Annotated in this window: 16 protein-coding genes and 1 riboswitch; of the genes, 8 read left to right on the forward strand and 8 right to left on the reverse strand. The window is 71.5% G+C overall.

What is annotated here, in order from left to right:
- Positions 1 to 73 precede the first annotated feature (73 nt).
- Positions 74 to 229, reverse strand: a complete 156-nt coding sequence (locus AC5P1C_RS21520) for a DUF6131 family protein (protein ID WP_493867514.1) — start codon at positions 227 to 229, stop codon at positions 74 to 76.
- A 299-nt stretch (positions 230 to 528) separates the two neighbouring features.
- On the opposite strand from AC5P1C_RS21520, the gene AC5P1C_RS21525 reads away from it, so the two are divergent.
- Positions 529 to 1,179, forward strand: coding sequence for a YceI family protein (locus AC5P1C_RS21525; protein ID WP_493867515.1), 651 nt, complete (start codon positions 529 to 531; stop codon positions 1,177 to 1,179).
- A gap of 79 nt (positions 1,180 to 1,258) precedes the next feature.
- Here the strand turns inward: AC5P1C_RS21525 and cobN are convergent, their stop codons facing one another.
- Positions 1,259 to 4,855, reverse strand: a complete 3,597-nt coding sequence (gene cobN, locus AC5P1C_RS21530; RefSeq protein ID WP_493867673.1) for a cobaltochelatase subunit CobN — start codon at positions 4,853 to 4,855, stop codon at positions 1,259 to 1,261.
- 69 nt (positions 4,856 to 4,924) lie between these two features.
- Positions 4,925 to 5,076: riboswitch (cobalamin riboswitch) on the reverse strand.
- Between the two features lie 48 nt (positions 5,077 to 5,124).
- Between cobN and cobG the strand changes: the two genes are divergently transcribed.
- From cobG to AC5P1C_RS21545, 3 genes are all read left to right on the forward strand, one after another.
- Entirely contained in the window at positions 5,125 to 6,432 is a 1,308-nt protein-coding gene (gene cobG / locus AC5P1C_RS21535; protein WP_493867516.1) for a precorrin-3B synthase, read from the forward strand.
- Between the two features lie 71 nt (positions 6,433 to 6,503).
- The gene (locus AC5P1C_RS21540) at positions 6,504 to 7,130 is read left to right on the forward strand and encodes a precorrin-8X methylmutase (RefSeq protein WP_397709171.1); all 627 of its coding nucleotides are present in this window, start codon (positions 6,504 to 6,506) and stop codon (positions 7,128 to 7,130) included.
- On the forward strand, positions 7,127 to 8,638 hold the full coding sequence (locus AC5P1C_RS21545) for a precorrin-2 C(20)-methyltransferase (protein WP_493867517.1): 1,512 nt from the start codon (positions 7,127 to 7,129) through the stop codon (positions 8,636 to 8,638). Before AC5P1C_RS21540 ends, AC5P1C_RS21545 begins: the two co-directional genes overlap by 4 nt.
- A 13-nt stretch (positions 8,639 to 8,651) precedes the next feature.
- On the opposite strand, the gene AC5P1C_RS21550 is transcribed toward AC5P1C_RS21545, so the two are convergent.
- Positions 8,652 to 9,407 (reverse strand): cobalt-precorrin-6A reductase, encoded by a 756-nt coding sequence (locus tag AC5P1C_RS21550; protein ID WP_493867518.1) that lies wholly within the window; start codon positions 9,405 to 9,407, stop codon positions 8,652 to 8,654.
- A gap of 11 nt (positions 9,408 to 9,418) precedes the next feature.
- Between AC5P1C_RS21550 and AC5P1C_RS21555 the strand changes: the two genes are divergently transcribed.
- Positions 9,419 to 10,534: a cobalt-precorrin-5B (C(1))-methyltransferase gene (locus AC5P1C_RS21555; RefSeq protein ID WP_493867519.1), complete on the forward strand. Its 1,116-nt coding sequence runs from the start codon at positions 9,419 to 9,421 to the stop codon at positions 10,532 to 10,534.
- 23 nt (positions 10,535 to 10,557) lie between these two features.
- On the opposite strand, the gene cobM is transcribed toward AC5P1C_RS21555, so the two are convergent.
- Both cobM and cbiE read right to left on the reverse strand, forming a co-directional pair.
- Positions 10,558 to 11,307 carry a precorrin-4 C(11)-methyltransferase gene (gene cobM / locus AC5P1C_RS21560; RefSeq protein ID WP_493867520.1) on the reverse strand — a complete coding sequence of 250 codons (750 nt, stop codon included), beginning with the start codon at positions 11,305 to 11,307 and terminating at the stop codon, positions 10,558 to 10,560.
- Entirely contained in the window at positions 11,304 to 12,605 is a 1,302-nt protein-coding gene (gene cbiE / locus AC5P1C_RS21565) for a precorrin-6y C5,15-methyltransferase (decarboxylating) subunit CbiE (protein WP_493867521.1), read from the reverse strand. The genes cobM and cbiE overlap by 4 nt, the downstream gene beginning before the upstream one ends.
- A gap of 295 nt (positions 12,606 to 12,900) precedes the next feature.
- Between cbiE and AC5P1C_RS21570 the strand changes: the two genes are divergently transcribed.
- Complete coding sequence (locus tag AC5P1C_RS21570) at positions 12,901 to 13,086, forward strand: hypothetical protein (protein WP_493867522.1); 186 nt, start codon at positions 12,901 to 12,903, stop codon at positions 13,084 to 13,086.
- An 89-nt stretch (positions 13,087 to 13,175) separates the two neighbouring features.
- Positions 13,176 to 13,832, forward strand: a complete 657-nt coding sequence (locus tag AC5P1C_RS21575; protein ID WP_493867523.1) for a maleylpyruvate isomerase N-terminal domain-containing protein — start codon at positions 13,176 to 13,178, stop codon at positions 13,830 to 13,832.
- An 89-nt stretch (positions 13,833 to 13,921) separates the two neighbouring features.
- On the opposite strand, the gene AC5P1C_RS21580 is transcribed toward AC5P1C_RS21575, so the two are convergent.
- Entirely contained in the window at positions 13,922 to 15,721 is a 1,800-nt protein-coding gene (locus AC5P1C_RS21580) for an alpha-L-fucosidase (protein ID WP_493867524.1), read from the reverse strand.
- 305 nt (positions 15,722 to 16,026) lie between these two features.
- Between AC5P1C_RS21580 and AC5P1C_RS21585 the strand changes: the two genes are divergently transcribed.
- Positions 16,027 to 16,737: a polysaccharide lyase family protein gene (locus AC5P1C_RS21585; protein WP_493867525.1), complete on the forward strand. Its 711-nt coding sequence runs from the start codon at positions 16,027 to 16,029 to the stop codon at positions 16,735 to 16,737.
- 9 nt (positions 16,738 to 16,746) lie between these two features.
- On the opposite strand, the gene AC5P1C_RS21590 is transcribed toward AC5P1C_RS21585, so the two are convergent.
- Together AC5P1C_RS21590 and AC5P1C_RS21595 are read right to left on the reverse strand one after the other, a co-directional pair.
- The gene (locus AC5P1C_RS21590; RefSeq protein ID WP_493867526.1) at positions 16,747 to 18,546 is read right to left on the reverse strand and encodes an ABC-F family ATP-binding cassette domain-containing protein; all 1,800 of its coding nucleotides are present in this window, start codon (positions 18,544 to 18,546) and stop codon (positions 16,747 to 16,749) included.
- A 61-nt stretch (positions 18,547 to 18,607) separates the two neighbouring features.
- Positions 18,608 to 19,093, reverse strand: a complete 486-nt coding sequence (locus AC5P1C_RS21595) for a hypothetical protein (protein WP_493867527.1) — start codon at positions 19,091 to 19,093, stop codon at positions 18,608 to 18,610.
- Positions 19,094 to 19,124 lie beyond the last annotated feature (31 nt).

Genomic DNA, 19,124 nt, shown 5'->3' on the forward strand with positions numbered 1-19,124 from the left:
TTCAGCAGGTCATCGAACTCAGCCTGCTACCCGGCGGGGCCGTCCGCATGCGGACCCAGCAATGCGGAATGGCCTACCAGTAATGCTTTCGCCCGCCCACCGCGTGGCCGACGGTACCGAGAAGCCACAGGATCACACCGACGACGACGAGGATGACGCCGATGGTCCACAGAATGGAGATGCCGGCCAATAGGCCAATGAGGAGCAGGATTATTCCGAGTACGATCATTGCGCCCTCCGACCCTCAGAACTATTTCAAGTATGCACCTATGAAATTGGTGAATACACCCTCGTCTTGGGGCGGGCGGGCGGAATCGAGTTCGGCGACGACCGAGCCCTCAGCCGGGCCGGGCGAATGTGACCGAGCGTGACGCCGGGCCATCCCATCGTGCATTCACATCCGTGCTGATCTTGTGCATCTTTGCAGTCAGCGGCATGGAACCCGGACGAGAGCTCACATCTTGCTGAGCGCGCCTGTCGGGCAGCGTGATAACACGGAGTGATCAATTCCAAGGAGACGACGACATCATGGGTATCTTCAGCCGTCGCCAGACCGCGACCCTCGAATCGGCGCCTGTCGGCTCCGGTTCGTCCTTCAACACGGCCGACGGTGCCGCCCTCGACCCGGCGCTTCGTGCGCTGACCGGGCAGTGGACCATCGACCGTCCGCACAGCCGCATCGGATTCTCCGTGCGGCACGCGATGGTCACGACGGTGCGAGGTGCCTTCGCCGACTACGACAGCACGCTGTACTTCGACGGAGCCCGGCCCTCCGAGTCGCGGGCCGAGATCGTCATCCAGGTCGCCAGCGTCGACACGGGTGTGGAGCAGCGCGACGCGCACCTCATAGGAACGGACTTCTTCGACGCGCGCCGCCACCCGGAGATGGCCTTCCGCAGCACCTCCACCGTCCATGAGGGCGGCGAGACCTTCCGCATGGCGGGCGACCTGACCATCCGTGGCGTGGCCCGGCCCGTCGAGCTGCAACTCGACTACCTCGGCTCGGTCGTGGACCCGTTCGGCTTCGAGCGGGCGGGCTTCGACGGCACCACCACCATCGACCGCACCGACTGGGGCCTGGTCTACAACCAGCGTCTGGAGACGGGCGGCGCCATGGTGAGCGAGAAGGTCCGGCTGCAGTTCGACATCTCCGCGATCCGGGCCACGGCCCTGCCCTAGCACCCCATGAGAAGGAAGGGCCCCATCCCGGGCGTCGGGATGGGGCCCTGACTTCGTTCACCGGCCCGCAGGCCGCCGCTCAGTCCTCACCCTCCAGATTGCCTTCCGTCTCCAAGTAGGCCTGCCGCAGCGCAGCGAGCACCGCCGGGTCCGGCTTCGCCCACATGCCGCGGGACTCGGCCTCCAGGAGACGCTCGGCGATGCCGTGCAGGGCCCAGGGGTTGGCCTGTTGGAGGAATTCACGGTTGGTCGGGTCAAGGACGTACGTCTCGGTGAGCTTGTCGTACATCCAGTCGGCCACCACGCCCGTCGTCGCGTCGTACCCGAAGAGGTAGTCGACCGTGGCGGCGAGCTCGAAGGCCCCCTTGTAGCCGTGGCGGCGCATCGCCTCGATCCACTTGGGGTTCACCACGCGGGCGCGGAAGACGCGGGAGGTCTCCTCGACCAGCGTGCGGGTGCGGACCGTCTCCGGGCGGGTGGAGTCGCCGATGTACGCCTCGGGGGCGCGGCCCTTCAGCGCGCGGACCGTGGCCACCATGCCGCCGTGGTACTGGAAGTAGTCGTCCGAGTCGGCGATGTCGTGTTCGCGGGTGTCGGTGTTCTTCGCCGCGACCTCGATGCGCTTGTACGCCGTCTCCATCTCCTCGCGCGCCGGACGCCCGTCGAGCTCACGGCCGTAGGCGTAGCCGCCCCACACCGTGTAGACCTCGGCGAGGTCGGCGTCGGTGCGCCAGTCGCGGGAGTCGATGAGCTGGAGCAGGCCGGCGCCGTACGTGCCGGGGCGGGAGCCGAAGATGCGGGTGGTGGCGCGGCGTTCGTCGCCGTGGGCCGCCAAGTCGGCCCGCGTGTGGGCGCGGACGAAGTTCGCCTCGTCCGGCTCGTCGAGCGATGCGGCCAGGCGCACCGCGTCGTCGAGGAGGCCGATGGTGTGCGGGAAGGCGTCGCGGAAGAAGCCGCTGATGCGCAGGGTGACGTCGATGCGCGGGCGGCCGAGCTCCTCGGCGGGGATGGCCTCCAGGCCCGTGACGCGGCGCGACGCGTCGTCCCAGACCGGGCGGATGCCGAGCAGGGCGAGCGCCTCCGCGACGTCGTCACCGGCGGTGCGCATGGCACTCGTACCCCACAGGGACAGACCCACCGAGGTCGGCCAGTCGCCGTTGTCGGTGCGGTAGCGCTCCAGGAGCGAGTCGGCCAGGGCCTGTCCGGTCTCCCAGGCGAGGCGTGAGGGCACCGCCTTGGGGTCGACGGAGTAGAAGTTGCGGCCCGTCGGCAGGACGTTGACCAAGCCGCGCAGCGGGGATCCCGAGGGTCCTGCGGGGACGAAGCCGCCCTTCAACGCGTGGACGGCGTGGTCCAGTTCATCGGTCGTGGCGGCAAGGCGCGGTACGACCTCGCGGGCGGCGAAGGCGAGGATGTCGGCGACGGACCGCGGGTGCCCTTCGGCCACCCTCGCCACGGCGTCCGGGGCCCAGTCGGCGTCGTCCATCGCCTGGACCAGGGCGCGGGCCTGCTCCTCGACCGCGTCGGCGCTGGTGCGGGTGGCCGCCGACTCGTCGAGGCCAAGTGCCTCGCGCAGGCCGGGGAGCGACGCGGTTCCGCCCCAGATCTGGCGGGCGCGCAGGATCGCAAGGACGAGGTTGACGCGGTCGGCGCCGGCCGGGGCGCCGCCCAGGACGTGCAGGCCGTCACGGATCTGCGCGTCTTTGATCTCACAGAGCCAGCCGTCGAGATGCATGATGAACTCGTCGAAGCCCTCGTCCTCGGGGCGGCCTTCGAGCCCCAGGTCGTGGTCGAGCTTGGCGGCCTGGATCAGGGTCCAGATCTGGGCGCGGATCGCCGGCAGCTTCGCCGGGTCCATGGCCGCGATCTGTGCGTGCTCGTCCAGGAGTTGCTCGAGGCGCGCGATGTCGCCGTAGCTGTCGGCGCGGGCCATCGGCGGTACGAGATGGTCGACGAGGGTGGCGTGCACGCGCCGCTTGGCCTGCGTGCCCTCCCCCGGGTCGTTGACCAGGAACGGGTAGATCAGGGGCAGATCGCCCAGGGCGGCGTCGGGGCCGCAGGCGGCGGAGAGGCCCGCGTTCTTGCCGGGCAGCCATTCCAGGTTGCCGTGCTTGCCGAGGTGGATCATCGCGTCGGCGCCGAAACCGTTGTCGTCGGCGGAGGCCGCGATCCAGCGGTAGGCGGCCAAGTAGTGGTGCGAGGGCGGCAGATCGGGGTCGTGGTAGATCGCGATCGGGTTCTCGCCGAAGCCGCGCGGCGGCTGGATGAGGATGAGCAGGTTGCCGCGGCGCAGGGCGGCCAGGACGATGTCGCCCTCCGGGTTGCTCGACCGGTCCACGAACATCTCACCGGGGGCGGGGCCCCAGTGCTGCTCCACGGACTCGCGCAGCTCGGCGGGGAGCGTGGCGTACCAGCGGCGGTAGTCGGCCGCCGGGATGCGCACGGGGTTGCGGGCCAGCTGCTCCTCGGTGAGCCACTCCTGGTCGTGGCCGCCCGCCTCGATCAGCGCGTAGATCAGCTCGTCGCCGTCACCGGAGGCGAGGCCGGGCACCTCGTCCGTGCCGAAGTCGTATCCCTCGGCCTGGAGTCGGCGCAGCAGGGCGACGGCGCTTGCGGGGGTGTCGAGGCCGACCGCGTTGCCGATCCGCGAGTGCTTGGTCGGGTACGCGGACAGGACGAGCGCGATGCGCTTGTCGGCGGCCGGGATGTGGCGCAGCCGCGCGTGCCGGACCGCGATGCCGGCCACGCGCGCGGCGCGCTCGGCGTCGGCGACGTACGCGGGCAGACCGTCCTCGTCGATCTCCTTGAACGAGAACGGCACGGTGATCAGACGGCCGTCGAACTCGGGCACGGCGATCTGGCTGGCGGCGTCCAGCGGCGATACGCCCTCGTCGTTGTCCTCCCAGTCGGTGCGCGAGCTGGTGAGGCAGAGCGCCTGGAGGATGGGGACGTCGAGGCCGCTGAGGGCTCCGGCGTCCCAGGACTCGTCGTCGCCGCCCGCGGATGCTTCGGCGGGCCGGGTGCCGCCTGCCGCGAGGACCGTGGTCACGATCGCGTCGGCGGCGCGCAGTTCGTCGATGAGTTCGGGCTCGGGGGTACGCAGCGAGGCGACGTACAGCGGCAGCGGGCGGGCGCCCGCGTCCTCCATCGCGCCGCACAGGGCCTCGATGAAGGCGGTGTTGCCGCTCATGTGGTGGGCGCGGTAGTAGAGCACCGCGACGGTCGGCCCCTCGACCTGGCGTGCGGTGCGCTCCAGCGGGCCCCACGAGGGTGCCGGGGCGGGCGGCTCGAAGCCGTGGCCGGTGAGCAGGACGGTGTCCGAGAGGAACCGGGCCAGCTGCTCCAGGTTGTCGGGGCCGCCGTGCGCCAGGTAGGCGTGGGCCTCGGCGGCGATACCGATGGGGACGGTCGACGCGGCCATCAGCTGGGCGTCGGGGGCCTGTTCGCCGGTGAGGACGACCACGGGGCGCCCGGTGGCGATGACTTGGTCGAGGCCGTCCTGCCAGGCGCGTACGCCGCCGAGGAGACGCACGACCACCAGGTCGGCACCGTCCAGGAGCTGCGGAAGGTCATCGAGCGGGAGCCGGGAGGGGTTCGCGTAGCGGTAGGCCACCGGACCGCCGGCGGCGCGGGCGCTGAGCAGATCGGTGTCGGACGTCGACAGGAGCAGGATCATGCGGCGTCGGGCCTTCCTCGGGGTGTCCACGCCCCGGGTGGTGTCGATGGCGTCTCCCCTGCTCGAGCGGACGAGAGCTCGGGGAAGGGAGTTCCTGGCTCACCCGGCAGGTGCACCGGGCTCACAGTGGCGGGACCGCGCCGGAATCACACCGGGCTTCCTCCCCTTGTCGCCGTCTGTGGCGACGACGGGCCGGCTGGCCCGTCACCAGGAATACTAAGGGCCGATCAACTGCCGGGGGGCAGGCGGACCTGCTGCGATGGGTCGGTATGCTCGCCGCCATGCCCCCATCGGTCCCCTCGCCAGCACTCTCGGGAGACGAGTCTGCCCGCGGCCGCGGCGACGCCTGCCCCGGGACGCTGCGGCTGCACCGGGCCGACGACGGGGCCTTGGCCCGCGTCCGCATCCCGGGTGGCCTGCTGACAGCGGGGCAGGCGGACGTGCTGCGGGACCTGGCGGAGCGGCTGGGAGACGGGGAGTTGCATCTCACATCGCGCGGCAACGTGCAGTTGCGCGGACTGCCTTGGGACTGCGGGAGCGAACTGGCTTCTCTGCTGGGCACATCGGGACTTCTGCCGTCCGAACGCCACGAGCGGGTGCGTAATGTGGTGGCCTCTCCGCTCTCGGGTCTCGACGGCCTCGGAGAGCAGGACGTCCGCCCGTGGCTGACCGCGCTGGACGAGCTGCTGTGCGCCGGCGACCGGGCCGCCGATCTGTCCGGCAGGTTCCTGTTCGCCCTCGACGACGGCCGTGGCGATGTGGCGGCCCTCGGCGGTGATGTGACCCTGACGGCGCGGGGCGAGGACGAAGCACTGCTGCGGATCGGCCCCGCGCACGACGCCGTCCTGATCTGCGCCGAGCGGGCACCGCGCGCCGCCCTCATCGCGGCCGAGACCTTCCTGGAGCAAGCGCCCGACGCGGGTGCCTGGCGGGTGACGGATCTGCCGGACGGCGTCGGCCCCCTCTTCGACGCGGTAGTGAGCCGCCTGCGCCAGGCCGGGCTCCGCGCCACCACCACCACCGAACCGCTCCCCCGGGATGCGGGCGGGCCCACCCTCGGCATCGTGCCCGGCCCGCACGACACGGCCGCGCTCTCCCTCGGCCTGCCCCTCGGCTCCGTCAGCGCGCCCCAGTGGCAGACCCTGACGGACGCCGCACGCCACCGAGGTGGCGGCGAACTGCGGCTGACCCCCTGGCGGGGAGTCGTCCTGCCGGGAGTCGAGCGGTCAGCGGCCGGACGGCTCCTGGAGGAGCTCGGGGCCGCCGGTCTCATCACCGGGCCCCAATCGCCGTGGACCGGCGTGGGCGCCTGTATCGGCAGGCCCGGCTGCGCGAAGGCGCTGGACGACGTACGCGCGACGGCGACAGCCGCGGTGGGCCCCGTCGGGGCGCTGCCCGTGTACTGGTCCGGGTGCGAACGCCGGTGCGGACATCCGCACGGGGAGTGGATCGACGTGGTCGCCACTCCCGACGGGCACCAGATCTCCCGCGTACGCGGCGAGAAACGGGACACGCCGGCGACCATCCCCGGCAGCTCGGGCGCACTGGCCGCCGCCGTGGCCGCGGCCCGCGACTGACCACACATGAACACATGATCAACCCCGCAAGACCCGACTGTCCCCTGCCCTATCAAGAGAGCGAACGCACTGTGCACCAGTACGAGAAGGACGGACCGGCGATCTACCGCCAGTCCTTCGCCACGATCCGCGCGGAGGCGGATCTGGCGGGCCTGCCCGCCGACGTGAGCCAGGTCGCGGTCCGTATGATCCACGCCTGCGGCATGGTCGACCTCGTACGCGACCTCGCTTTCACCCCGGACGTGGTGGCCCGTGCCCGCGAGGCCCTGCGCGCGGGCGCGCCCATCCTGTGCGACGTGGCCATGGTCGCCAGCGGCGTCACCCGCAAGCGGCTGCCCGCGGACAACGACGTCGTGTGCACCCTGTCCGACCCGGCGGTGCCCGGTCTCGCGGCCGAGCTCGGCACCACCCGCAGCGCCGCTGCCCTGGAACTGTGGCGCGACCGGATGGAGGGCGCGGTCATAGCCGTCGGCAACGCGCCCACTGCCCTGTTCCGCCTGCTCGAAATGATCGAGGAGGGCGCACCGCGCCCCGCCGCCGTCATCGGTGTGCCCGTCGGCTTCGTCGGCGCCATGGAGTCCAAGGACGCCCTGGCCGCGCATCCGTCCGGCCTTGAACACATGATCGTGCGGGGCCGTCGGGGCGGAAGCGCCATCGCGGCCGCCGCGCTCAACGCGATCGCCAGCGAGGAAGAATGAGCGTGAGCGAGCACAAGACGGGTCAGCTGTACGGAGTCGGGCTCGGCCCCGGTGATCCTTCCCTCATGACGCTGCGGGCGGTGGAGGTCATCGCCGAGGCCGATGTCGTCGCGTATCACAGCGCCCGGCACGGACGGTCCATCGCGCGGTCCATCGCGGCCAAGCACCTGCGCGCCGACCACATCGAGGAAGCGCTGGTCTATCCCCTCACGACGGAGACCACCGACCACCCCGGCGGCTACCGGGGCGCGATGGAGGACTTCTACACCGAGGCAGCGGCCCGCCTGGCGGTGCACCTCGACGCCGGCCGCACGGTCGCCGTCCTCGCCGAGGGCGATCCGCTCTTCTACGGCTCGTACATGCACATGCACAAGCGGCTCGCCGACCGCTATCCCACCGAGGTGATCCCCGGCGTCACCTCGGTCAGCGCCGCCGCGGCCCGGCTCGGCACCCCGCTCGCCGAGGGCGAGGAGGTGCTGACCATCCTGCCCGGCACCCTGCCGGAGGAGGAGCTGACCGCCCGTCTTGCCGCCACGGACGCCGCGGTGGTGATGAAGCTGGGCCGTACGTTCCCCGCGGTGCGCCGCGCCTTCGAGACGTCCGGGCGGCTGCCCGAGGCCCGCTATGTCGAGCGCGCCACGATGGCCGGCGAGCGCATGGACGAACTGGCCGCGGTCGACGCCGACTCCGTGCCGTACTTCGCCGTCGCGGTCCTGCCCAGCAGGATCGACGCCCCGCGGCCCGAGCGCGCCGCGGACGCGGGCGAGGTGGCCGTGGTCGGTACCGGTCCCGCCGGGCCGCTGTGGCTCACGCCCGAGACCCGCGGCGTGCTTGCCGCCGCCGACGACCTGGTCGGCTACACCACCTACCTGGACCGGGTGCCGGTCCGCCCCGGGCAGGTGCGGCACGGCTCCGACAACAAGGTCGAGTCGGAGCGCGCCGAATTCGCCCTGGACCTCGCCCGCCGCGGTCGGCGCGTTGCCGTGGTCTCCGGCGGCGACCCAGGCGTCTTCGCCATGGCGACCGCGGTCCTCGAGGTGGCCTCGCAGAAGCAGTACGCGGACCTGCCGGTGCGGGTGCTTCCGGGGGTGACGGCGGCCAACGCGGCCGCCGCCCGCGCGGGCGCTCCGCTGGGCCACGACTACGCGACGATATCGCTCTCCGACCGGCTCAAGCCGTGGGAGGTCATCGCGCAGCGGCTGACGGCCGCGGCCTGCGCCGACCTGGTGCTCGCCCTCTACAACCCCGGCTCCCGCAGCCGGACCTGGCAGGTGGGCAAGGCCCGCGACCTGCTGCTCGAACACCGCTCGCCGGACACTCCCGTGGTGTTGGGCCGCGATGTCGGCGGGCCGACCGAGAGCGTGCGCACCGTGCGCCTCGGTGATCTCGATCCGGCCGAGGTCGACATGCGCACGATCCTGCTCGTGGGGTCCTCGCAGACGCGCTGGGAGCAGCGGGGCGACGGGCAGCACATCGTGTGGACGCCCCGCCGCTACCCGGAGGACTGAGCCCGAGGCTTCGCTAGGCCTGGCTGCCGACGTGTGCGCGCAGCCAGGCCAGGGCCTGCTCGGGGGTGTCGGCCACCGCGATGCCTTCGGGAACCGGCGGCCTGCGCACCACGACCACCGGGATGCGTGCCTCGCGGGCCGCGGTCAGCTTGGGGGCGGTGGCGGCGCCACCGCTGTCCTTCGTGACGACGACGTCGATGCGATGACGGCGGATCAGCTCGCGCTCACCCTCCAAGGTGAACGGGCCGCGGTCGAGCAGCACCTCCATGCGCGCGGGGTGCGGTGCGTCAGGGGCGTCCACCGAGCGCGTCAAGAACCACAGCTGGTCCAGATCGGCGAAGGCCGCGAGCCCCATGCGCCCCGTGGTCAGGAAGACACGCTGCCCCAGCGCGGGCAGAGCGTCGGCCGCCTCCGTCAGGGAGCCGACCGTGTGCCAGGCGTCGCCCTCGCCCGGCACCCAGCCGGGCCTGCGCAACGCCAGCAGGGGAACATGGGCGGCAGCGGCGGCAGCGGCCGCGTTGAAACTGATCGTCTCGGCGAAAGGATGGGTGGCATCGATGAGCGCGCTCACCCGGTGCGTCCGCAGCCATGCGGCAAGGCCGTCGGCTCCGCCGAAACCGCCCACGCGGACCTCGCCGGGCGGCAGCTTCGGGCTTGCCACCCGTCCGGCCAGTGAGCTGGTCACCTTCGCGGCCGCGGGCAGCGTCTCCACCAGTACCTCGGCGAGGCGGCGGGCCTCCGTCGTCCCGCCAAGTACCAGTACGTGCATCGGATCCATCCATGGGTGAGGCGAAAGGCGGGCGCAGCGCCCAACTCAAGCACACGGGTCTGCGGCCCGGCTGGACGACCGGTGCCTGCGCGACCGCGGCGGCGACGGCCGCGTACACGGCGCTGCTCAGCGGCGACTTCCCCGACCCGGTGACCATCACCCTGCCCAGGGGACAGACACCGGCCTTCGCCCTGGCCGTGGAGGAGCTGGCCGAGGGGCGGGCGACGGCGGGCGTGGTCAAGGACGCGGGCGACGACCCCGACGTGACGCACGGGGCGCTGGTGCGGGCCACCGCGCGGCGGCTGCCGCCGGGTTCGGGCGTGGTCTTCAAGGCGGGGCCCGGCGTGGGCACGGTCACGCTGCCCGGTCTGCCGCTCGACGTCGGCGAGCCCGCGGTGAACCCCGTGCCGCGGCAGATGATCCGCGACCACGTCGCGCGGGTGGCCGCGGAGCACCGGGGTTCGGGAGACGTGGAGATCACTGTCTCCGTGGACCACGGCGAGGAGATCGCCCGCTCCACCTGGAACCCGCGCCTGGGCATCCTGGGCGGCCTGTCGATCCTGGGCACGACGGGCGTCGTGGTGCCCTACTCCTGCTCGGCGTGGATCGACTCGATCCGCCGGGGCGTTGACGTGGCACGCGCGGCCGGGCACACGCACGTGGCGGGCTGCACGGGCTCGACCTCCGAGAAGACCGTGGTCGCCGAGTACGGCATTCCGGAGATCGCTCTGCTGGACATGGGGGACTTCGCGGGTGCGGTGCTCAAATACGTGCGCCGGCACCCGGTGGACCGCCTCACCGTGTGCGGCGGCTTCGCCAAGCTGTCGAAGCTCGCCGCCGGACACCTCGACCTGCACTCGGCCCGCTCCCAGGTCGACAAACCCTTCCTGGCCGAGCTCGCCCGCCGGGGCGGCGCGGACGAGGCCCTGGCGGGCGAGGTGGCAGTCGCCAACACGGGGCTGGCCGCGCTCCAGTTGTGCCGGGCGCGGGGTGTCCCGCTCGGTGACCTGGTCGCCGTGGCAGCGCGCGACGAGGCGCTGTCGGTCCTGCGGGGCGCACCGGTCGCCGTGGACGTCATCTGCATCGACCGAGCGGGCACGGTCGTGGGGCGCAGCGGCGTGCGCTGAGAAGGCACCGCTCGGCGGAGCCCTCAGCAGACGTGGCGATCGCGTTCCGGCGAGTAGAGGTGGCTGTCGCGGAACTGCTCGGCGCCCAGGGTCCGGCCCACCATGATGACGGCGGTACGGATCACGCCTGCCGCCTTCACCTGCTCCGCGATCTCGTCGAGAGGGCCGCGCAGGATGAGCTCGTCGGGGCGCGAGGCCAGCGCCACGACGGCCGTCGGGCAGTCGGCCCCGTAGTGCGGGAGGAGTTCCTCGACCACGCGGTCCACGTACTTGGCGGCCAGGTGGAGCACGATCAGGGCGCCGCTGCGGCCGAGCGTGGCCAGGTCCTCCCCCTCGGGCATCGCGGTGGCGCGGTTGGCGATCCGGGTGAGGATGACGGTCTGGCCGACGGTCGGCACGGTCAGCTCCCGCTTGAGCGCCGCCGCGGCGGCCGCGAACGCGGGCACCCCCGGCACCACTTCGTAGGGCACGCCCACCTGGTCCAGGCGCCGCATCTGCTCGTTGACGGCGCTGAAGACGGACGGGTCGCCCGAGTGCAGGCGGGCCACGTCCTGCCCGGCCTCGTGCGCGGCGACGAGTTCGGCGGTGATCTGGTCGATGTCCAGCTGCGCGGTGTCGACCAGGCGGGCGTCCTCGGGACACTCGGCGAGCAGTTCACGGGGCACCAGGCTGCCCGCGTACAGGCACACGCCGCAGGCGGCGAGCGTGCGCGCCCCGCGCACCGTGATCAGGTCGGCCGCACCGGGCCCCGCGCCGATGAAGTACACGGTCATCTGTTGTCTCCTGAGGGTTCTGCGGGGGCTTCTGCTGAGCGTTCCGCGGTGGGGGCGGTCGAAGGTTTGCGTACGGACCACTGGGTGACCGGCATCGCCTGGCGCCAGCCGGTGAAGCCGCCGACGGGCACGGCGTGCGCGACGGCGAGGCGGACCAGGTCTCCGCCGTGGCGGCGGTACCGCTCGGCGAGCAGTGCCTCGGATTCCAGCGTGACGGTGTTGGCGACCAGGCGGCCGCCTGCGGGCAGCGCGTCCCAGCAGGCGTCGAGCAGGCCGGGCACGGTAAGACCGCCGCCGATGAACACGGCGTCGGGCGTGGGAAGTTCGGCCAGGGCTTCGGGCGCACGCCCGGTGACCACACGCAGGGAGGGCACCCCGAGGTGCGCGGCGTTGCGCTCGATGCGCTGCGCCCGAACCGGATCGCGCTCCACGCTGATCGCCCGGCAGGAGGAATGCGTACGCATCCACTCGATCGCCACGGAGCCCGAACCGCCGCCGATGTCCCACAGCAGTTCGCCGGGGGCGGAGGCGAGCACCCCGAGGGTGGCGGCCCGGACGTGGCGCTTGGTGAGCTGGCCGTCGTGTTCGTAGGCGTCGTCGGGCAGCCCGGGGACGGCACCGAGGCGCGGGGTGTCGGGGGCGCGTCGGCATTCGACCGCGATGACGTTCAGCGGATCGCCCGGCGGATGCGCCCAGGCGTCCGCTGTTCCTTCTGCGTACGCCTCGTTCTCGCCGCCGAGCTGTTCCAGTACGCGGATGTGGCTCGGTCCGAAGCCGTGCTCGCGCAGCAGCGCGGCGACCACGGCGGGCGTGGTGGCGTCCGCGCTGAGCACGAGGAGTCGGCGGCCGTCGTGCAGGGCCGCGGCAAGCCGGGCGGCGGGCCGCCCGACCAGGGTGATGACCTCGGTGTCCTCCAGGGGCCAGCCGACGCGGGCGCAGGCGTAGGACACGGACGACGGGTGCGGCATGATGCGCAGCCCGTCGGCGCCGAGGACTTCGGTCAGGGCCCGGCCGATGCCGTAGAACATCGGGTCCCCGCTGGCCAGGACGGCGATCCTGCTGCCTGCGTGCGCGGCGAGCAGACCGGGAACGGCGGGCCGCAGCGGCGACGGCCACGGCACGCGGAGCCCTGCGCATTCCGGTGGAAGCAGGCCCAGTTGACGCTGGGCGCCGATCAGGACCCGCGCCTCGATGAGTTCCGTACGTGCCGCGTCGGGCAGTCCACCCCACCCGTCGGCTCCGATGCCCACCACGCTCACGGCAGGCGGGGCGGGGGGTGCGGCGGATGCGGGAGTCACGGACGGTACCTCGGTGTTCGGGGGGCTGACGCACCCGAACTCTACTGTCCGGCCCTGGCCGGACACCGGCCAGGTGGTCTTCGTCGTACCCGTATTGCACATGATTTGCAACAACTACCCCATGCGGTGGCGTCGCGCATGGACGAGCACGCCCGGTTCGGCGGAGTGGTGCCGGAAATCGCCGCGCGGGCGCGCGGCAGCCCAGGCTCGGCGGACATGACGGTTCTGATCACGGTGTGCGGAGCATCTCCCGGAGTGGGCAAGTCGACTCGCCCCCTATGAGGTGTCCCCGCCGGTGACCGACGCCGCGTCAGCGGTCGAGTATCTGCTGCGCGAGCATGCCGTGGCCCTTGGCGCAGTCCGCCGGGAGGGCGGGCGGCGCGCCGTGGTCGAGCGGGTCGATGAGCTGTCACGCGGTGAGGTGCTGCGGATCGCGCAGCGGGAGTTGAGGCCGTTGCCGGGCGGGGCTGTTCCCCGATGAGCTGATGCGTGTTCCCGGTGAGCCGGTGCGTGCGCGCCGGCCGCCCCATGCGCTTGTCCCCTTTCGCGGCACCGCACTACCTTGGCGCCGTGGATCTCTTCTCGCGTTCTTGGGCGGCCCTGCGCGCCGCCGTCGCCGACCTGCCGGACGAGGACTTCGCGCGGCCCTCCGGATGTACCGGGTGGCTCGTGCGGGACCTGGTGTGTCATCTGGTCATCGATTCCCAGGACGTGCTGATCACCCTGGTGACGCCCGCCGACACGGAGCCGACCCGCGACGCGTTGACCTACTGGGAGATCACCGAGGCGCTGCCGACCGGCGAGGACCCGCTCGACGCGCTGACCGTCCGGCTTGCGGCGGCGTACGAGGAGCCCTGGCTGCTCAAGTTCCACCTCGACGACGTCGGCTCGGCGGCCGGCCGCGCCGCCGAACTCGCCGATCCCGGCGCCCGGGTGAGCACCCGCGACGAGGTCCTCACCGCGGGCGACTACCTCCTGACGTACGTCATGGAGTGGACCCTGCACCACCTCGACCTGATCGCCCATCTGCCGCACGTGGCCGGACCGCCCTCGGAGGGCCTTGCTCGGAGCCGCCAGATGCTGGAGCAGATCGCCGGTGCCGCGTTTCCCGCGTCGTTCTCCGACGCGGACTCGCTGCTGGTCGGCACCGGGCGGCGTGCCCCGACCGACGCGGAGCGGGCCGAACTCGGTGAGCTTGCGGCAAAACTCCCCTTCGTCCTCGGGTGACCGGCCCGCCGAGCGGACCGGCTACCTCGCCCTGACCGCAGCCGGTCAGCGACGGCGTGGCCTCGAGGGGCTGCGGTCCTGTGGTGCTGTCAGCCGGTACGGACAGGGGGAATTGCGCGGTGCAGCGCCTGGGGCCGGGACACGAGGCTGCCGGTGGGCGCGACCAGCAACGAGTCGAGGCTCAGGCCGAGTTCCTCTCCCGCGTGTGCCGGCTCCGCGAGGGTGAGGGTCACGGGGGTCACCTGTCCGCCCCGTACGGAGAAGGGGCCGACCGCACGTCGGGTCAGGTCCGCGCCCTTCACCAGCCGGGAGTGCTTGCCGACCTGAACCCGGTAGAGCGCCTCGGGGCGGGCCTCGCCGCGTACCGCCACCGACAGCCGCTCGGCACGGTCGGCCGTGACGTGGGCGGTGTGCCGCACCGTGGTCCGGTGAGTGCTGGAGTAACTGCCGTCGTCGGCATAGCTGTAGCCGTGCTCGAGGTCGGCGCCGTCCAGGACGGCGGCCTTGTCCTTGCCGAGGGCGACCGTGTTCTTGGGGATGATCCTCAGCTCGCCGCCGAGTTCGACCTTCACGACGGGCAGCACCTCGTCACGCGGCCGGTCGGGCAGCGTCACCACGAGGTCGCCCCCGTCCCGGTGCCACGTGAGCCGGTCCGTCGCCCCGTCCTCGCGGACATCTCGTACGGAAGTGGCGAGGCCCGGCAGCCGCAGTTCATCGGAGTCGGGCCACTGGCTCACGTGCAGGAACAGGTCGCGGTCGTTGACCGTGACCTCGCCCCACGGCTGCCCGCCGAAGCGGGTGGCGGAGGCGCCGAGCACGGCGTCGGGGTGGCGGTCCAGCCAGTCGCCCATGCCGCGCAGGACGTCGGCCTCGAAATCGACGACCGAACCGTCGCCGCGCGGGCCGATGTTGAGCAGGTAGTTGCCGCCGCGGGCGCGTACGCCGGTCAGGCCGCCGACCAAGTCCCTGATCTTTCCCGGCAGATCCTCACGCTTCTGCCAACTGCGGTAGCCCCAGGTCTCGTGGTAGATCGAGGCGGGTGTCTGCCAGGCACCGTCGAGGGTGTCCGCGGGAATCTCGTTGTCGCCCAGGGTGCGGAAGTCGCCCTGGTTGTTCCACACCCGGCTGTTGATCGCCGCCTTCGGCTGGAGTTCGCGGACGATCCCGGCGAATTTCCGGCTCTGGGCGGCAGTGGGCGACGACATGTCGAACCACACCTCGGCGATCTCCCCGTACCGGGTCATCAGCTCACGGAGCTGCCCTTCGATGACGGGTTCCATCGACGCGGGGATCGGATTGTTGTTGTTGCCGTCGAAGTCGTGGCCCTGGTGCCAGTCGACGAGCGAGAAGTAGAAGCCGAACTTCAGCCCCTGGCCGCGGCATTCGTCCGCGAGTGCCTTCAGCGGGTCCTTGCCGTAGGGGGTCGCGTCGACTACGTCGTAGTCGGTGGTGTCGGTGTCGAACATGGAGAAGCCGTCGTGGTGCTTGCTGGTGATGACCACGTAGCGCATCCCCGCCCGCTTCGCGAGGGAGCAGATCTCCGCCGGGTCGAACTTGTCGGGCCGGAACCGCTGGGCCACTTCGAGGTACTCCTCCTCGGAGATGTCGGCCCACATCTGGATCTGTTCGCTGTAGCCCTTGGTGACCGGCTTGCCCTTCCACACACCTCCCAGTTCGGAGAACAGGCCCCAGTGGATGAACATCCCGAACTGGAGCTCCTGCCAGACCGCGAGGTCCTTGTCGTCGGCGGGTTCGATCTCGCCGGGTATGCCTTGGGTGCGGGGGCCGCCGGTCCGGTCCGCCTGCGTGGCGACCGCCGCGGGAGGACTTGCCACTGCCGCGCCGACGGCGAGCAGGAGCGCGAGCATGACGCCGATCACCTTGCGCATCACGATTCTCCTCTACAACTGCCCCTGCCGATTCATCCGATGTTAAGAGCCGATACGGAGGCCCTGAGTACCGAGAGGGAGTCATGGGGACGGGTACATCGGATGTTAGAGGCAGGACGGCGTGACGTCACCACCTCCGACCAGACCGGCTCGCGACAGATAACGTTTTCTGCGAAGCGATGCTCAACTGACCCTTCTCTCTTGAGTGTTCAAGCACGACCATGCTAGAAACCGCTTACTCTCCGCTCGTCGCACGGATGAACACAGCCACGCGAGCCCCTCCCCCCACTCGCAAGGAGCCCCTCATGCGCAAGCGAACCGGCACACTCACGGCCGCCGCCTCCTCACTGGTCCTGCTCACCGCGTCTCCCGCCGACGCCTCCGTCATCTGGGACGGGGACGCCTCCGGAGGGACCGGAGTCTTCTCCTCGACGCTGTGCGAAGCCCCCGGCAGCGTCACCGCACAGGACAACGGCGACGGCCGCGGCCAGGTCTTCAAGTTCAACAAGCCGCTCGGCCTTGAGCGTTGCGAGGCCCACGGGATCAGCGTCGGCGGCTCGCGCTACACCTTCAAGAACAACTCGACGTACTGGATCGGCTGGGACACCTCCACCAACACGCCGGACGCGGGCACGATCTTCCAGTGGAAGTCGTACGGCACCAACGACCAACACCAGCAGAACTACCCGGTGTTGATGAAGGTCGAGGGTGGCGTCCTCAAGCTGTTCCACATCGAGGTCGGCGAGAAGTGGACCCTGAAGTGGTCGACGCCCGTCACCACCAGTACGTACAAGCGCATCGTCCTCGGCATCCACACGTCGTCCGACGCCTCCGCCGGCTGGGTGGCGGCGTTCTACAACGGCACGAAGGTCGCCGAGTTCTCCGGCCGCACCTGGGACGACCTGGGCAACGACACGCGCTTCGGGTCCTACGGCTCCGAGGTCAAGGACAAGCGCGTCATCAACTGGATCGACGGGCTGAAGGTCGGCACGACGTACGGAGACGTGGACGGATAAGCCTGGACCTCAGGCCCGCTGGGCCAACCGCCCTTCGGCCAGCTCCAGGAGGCTGTCCTGATGGCGTTCGCGCAGGACCCGGTCGTGGGTCACCATCACGACCGGCCCTGTGAACTGCTCCACCGCTTCCTGCAGTTGCTCGACCAGGCCCAGGCTGAGGTGGTTGCTCGGCTCGTCGAGCAGCAGCAGGTGCGGACGTCTGGAGAACAGCAGCGCGAGTTCGAGCCGCCGCAGCTGCCCCACGGACAGCCGATTCACCGGGACCTCGAACTCCGCGGTTCCGAACAGGCCGAACCGAGTCAGTTCCCTCGCGGCGTCATCGACGTAGGCAGCGCGGTGGGCGGCGAACGCCTCCAGTACGCCGCGCTGCTCCTGGGAGAAGTGGCTCTCCTGCGGCAAGTAGCCGATCCGCAGGCCCGGCTCGGCCACGACCGCTCCCGCGTCGGGTGCCCGAAGACCGGCCAGGACGGACAGGAGCGTGGACTTGCCCGCGCCGTTCGCTCCGGTGATCACATGCAGCGAGCCCGGAGCGAGTTCCAGGTCCACGCCACGCACCACGTCGCCGACGACCAGACCCTCGGCCCGGAGCAGCACCCCGTCGGACAGCTCAGCGCCCTCGCTCTCCAGCGGCCTGAAGGCCAGCGGCTCGGGCGGGCGTTGCACCTCCTCGTCCAGCAGCCGCCCCAGGTGCTGGCGGGCGGCGCGGGTGGCGCGGGCGGCAGCGGCCTGGGCGCCGCCTCCGGCGAGGTTGTACGACAGCTTGTCGCTGTCCCGCATCCCGCCGAAGGTGCGGCCTGACCTCCCGGCCCTGTCGAGCCGCCGTTTGGTCTCCGCCAGTTCCTGGCGCCAGTCGCGGTACTCCTGCCACCACCGGGCTTGGTCGGCGGCGCGTTCGTCGAGGTAGTCGCGGTAGCCGCCGCCGTAGCGCACGGTGGAGCCGCGGGAGCCGTCCAGGTCGACGATGGCGGTGACGGCGGTGTCGAGCAGCAGCCGGTCGTGCGACGCGATGAGGCACGGCCCCTGGTACTGGGCCAGCCACTGGACGAGCCAGTCCACCGCACGGTCGTCGAGGTGGTTCGTCGGCTCGTCGAGCAGCAGCCCGGCGGGTTCGGTGAGGACCAGCCCGGCGAGCGCGAGGCGCGATCGCTCGCCGCCGGACAGCGTCTCGGTGGGCCGAAGCCGGTCCAGGCCGCCCAGGCCGAAGACGTCGAGGACCTCGCCGACACGGGCGTCGAGCTCCCAGCCGCCGCGCCGGGCGAACTCATCCTGGAGGCGGCCGTACTCACTGAGTACGTCGCGCAGATCGCCCCTGCCCGAATCACCCCTGCCGAAATCGCCCTTGCCTGAATCACCCTTGCCTGAATCATCGCAACCGGCATCGTCGTAGCCGGCATCGTCGTACCCGCCATCGCCGTAGCCGGAAGACATCAACTCCTCAGCGGCGCGCATCCGTTCGGCCATGTCACCGAACTCGGCGGTCGCCCGCGCGAGCACGGTCGCGATGGTCGCACCGGCCGGGAAGCCGGGCTGCTGCGGCAGGAACCCCACCTGCCCCGCGACCGCGCGTACGACCTGCCCGCGCTGCAGCGGCAGTTCACCGGCGAGGGCGCGCAGCAGCGTCGACTTGCCCCGGCCGTTCTCGCCGATCAGGCCCACCCGCTCGCCCCGGGACACCTTCAGCGAGACATCGCGCAGGACGAGACGGTCCCCGAGCGCGCAGTGCACGTTCTCGGCGAGGAGGTGCGCGGAGCGGTGGTCGCCGGACAGGACGTCCTGAGCACCGGGATGACCCGCCTTCGATTCTGACATCGTGAGAGAACTCCTGTAGTACGCGTCGATTTCGCCGCCCCCCGGCATGCGGATGGATCCGTCAGTCGGCCAACGGCGTCCCGCAGCGGGCGCAGTAGCGGGCGTCGTGTTCGGCCGCGAGTCGGCCGCACTCGGGGCAGACACGGTCGAGCAGGCAGACCGGCTCACCCGCCTCCGAACCACCGGCGGGACCTGTGCCGAGGAGCGGGCGGCGGCGGTGGGCGGTCGTGTAGACGATCCCCTCCTCCCCCGCGTCCACGCAGCGGGTGATCCCCGCGGGCAGCCAGGCGAGGGCGCCCGGCGCGAGGTGCCAGGCCATATCGGGGGTGCGGAGTTCACCGGTGCCGTTCAGGACGGTGAGCAGGACACCGAACTCCTCCTCCACGTGCTCGCCGACACTCGCCCCCGGCGCCAGCCGGACGACGTCGGAGTCCAGGTCCCTCGTGCGGTCGCCGAGCGACCACAGGACGCTGATCGGACCTCGCCCGACGGCCGCGGTCTGTTCCGGTCCGACGAACACCGGAGCGGAGGGGGCAGGGGTGCTCATGCGGACTCCAGTCGGCTGATGCGGGCGGCGC

This window comes from Streptomyces sp. A18 (assembly GCF_059026065.1).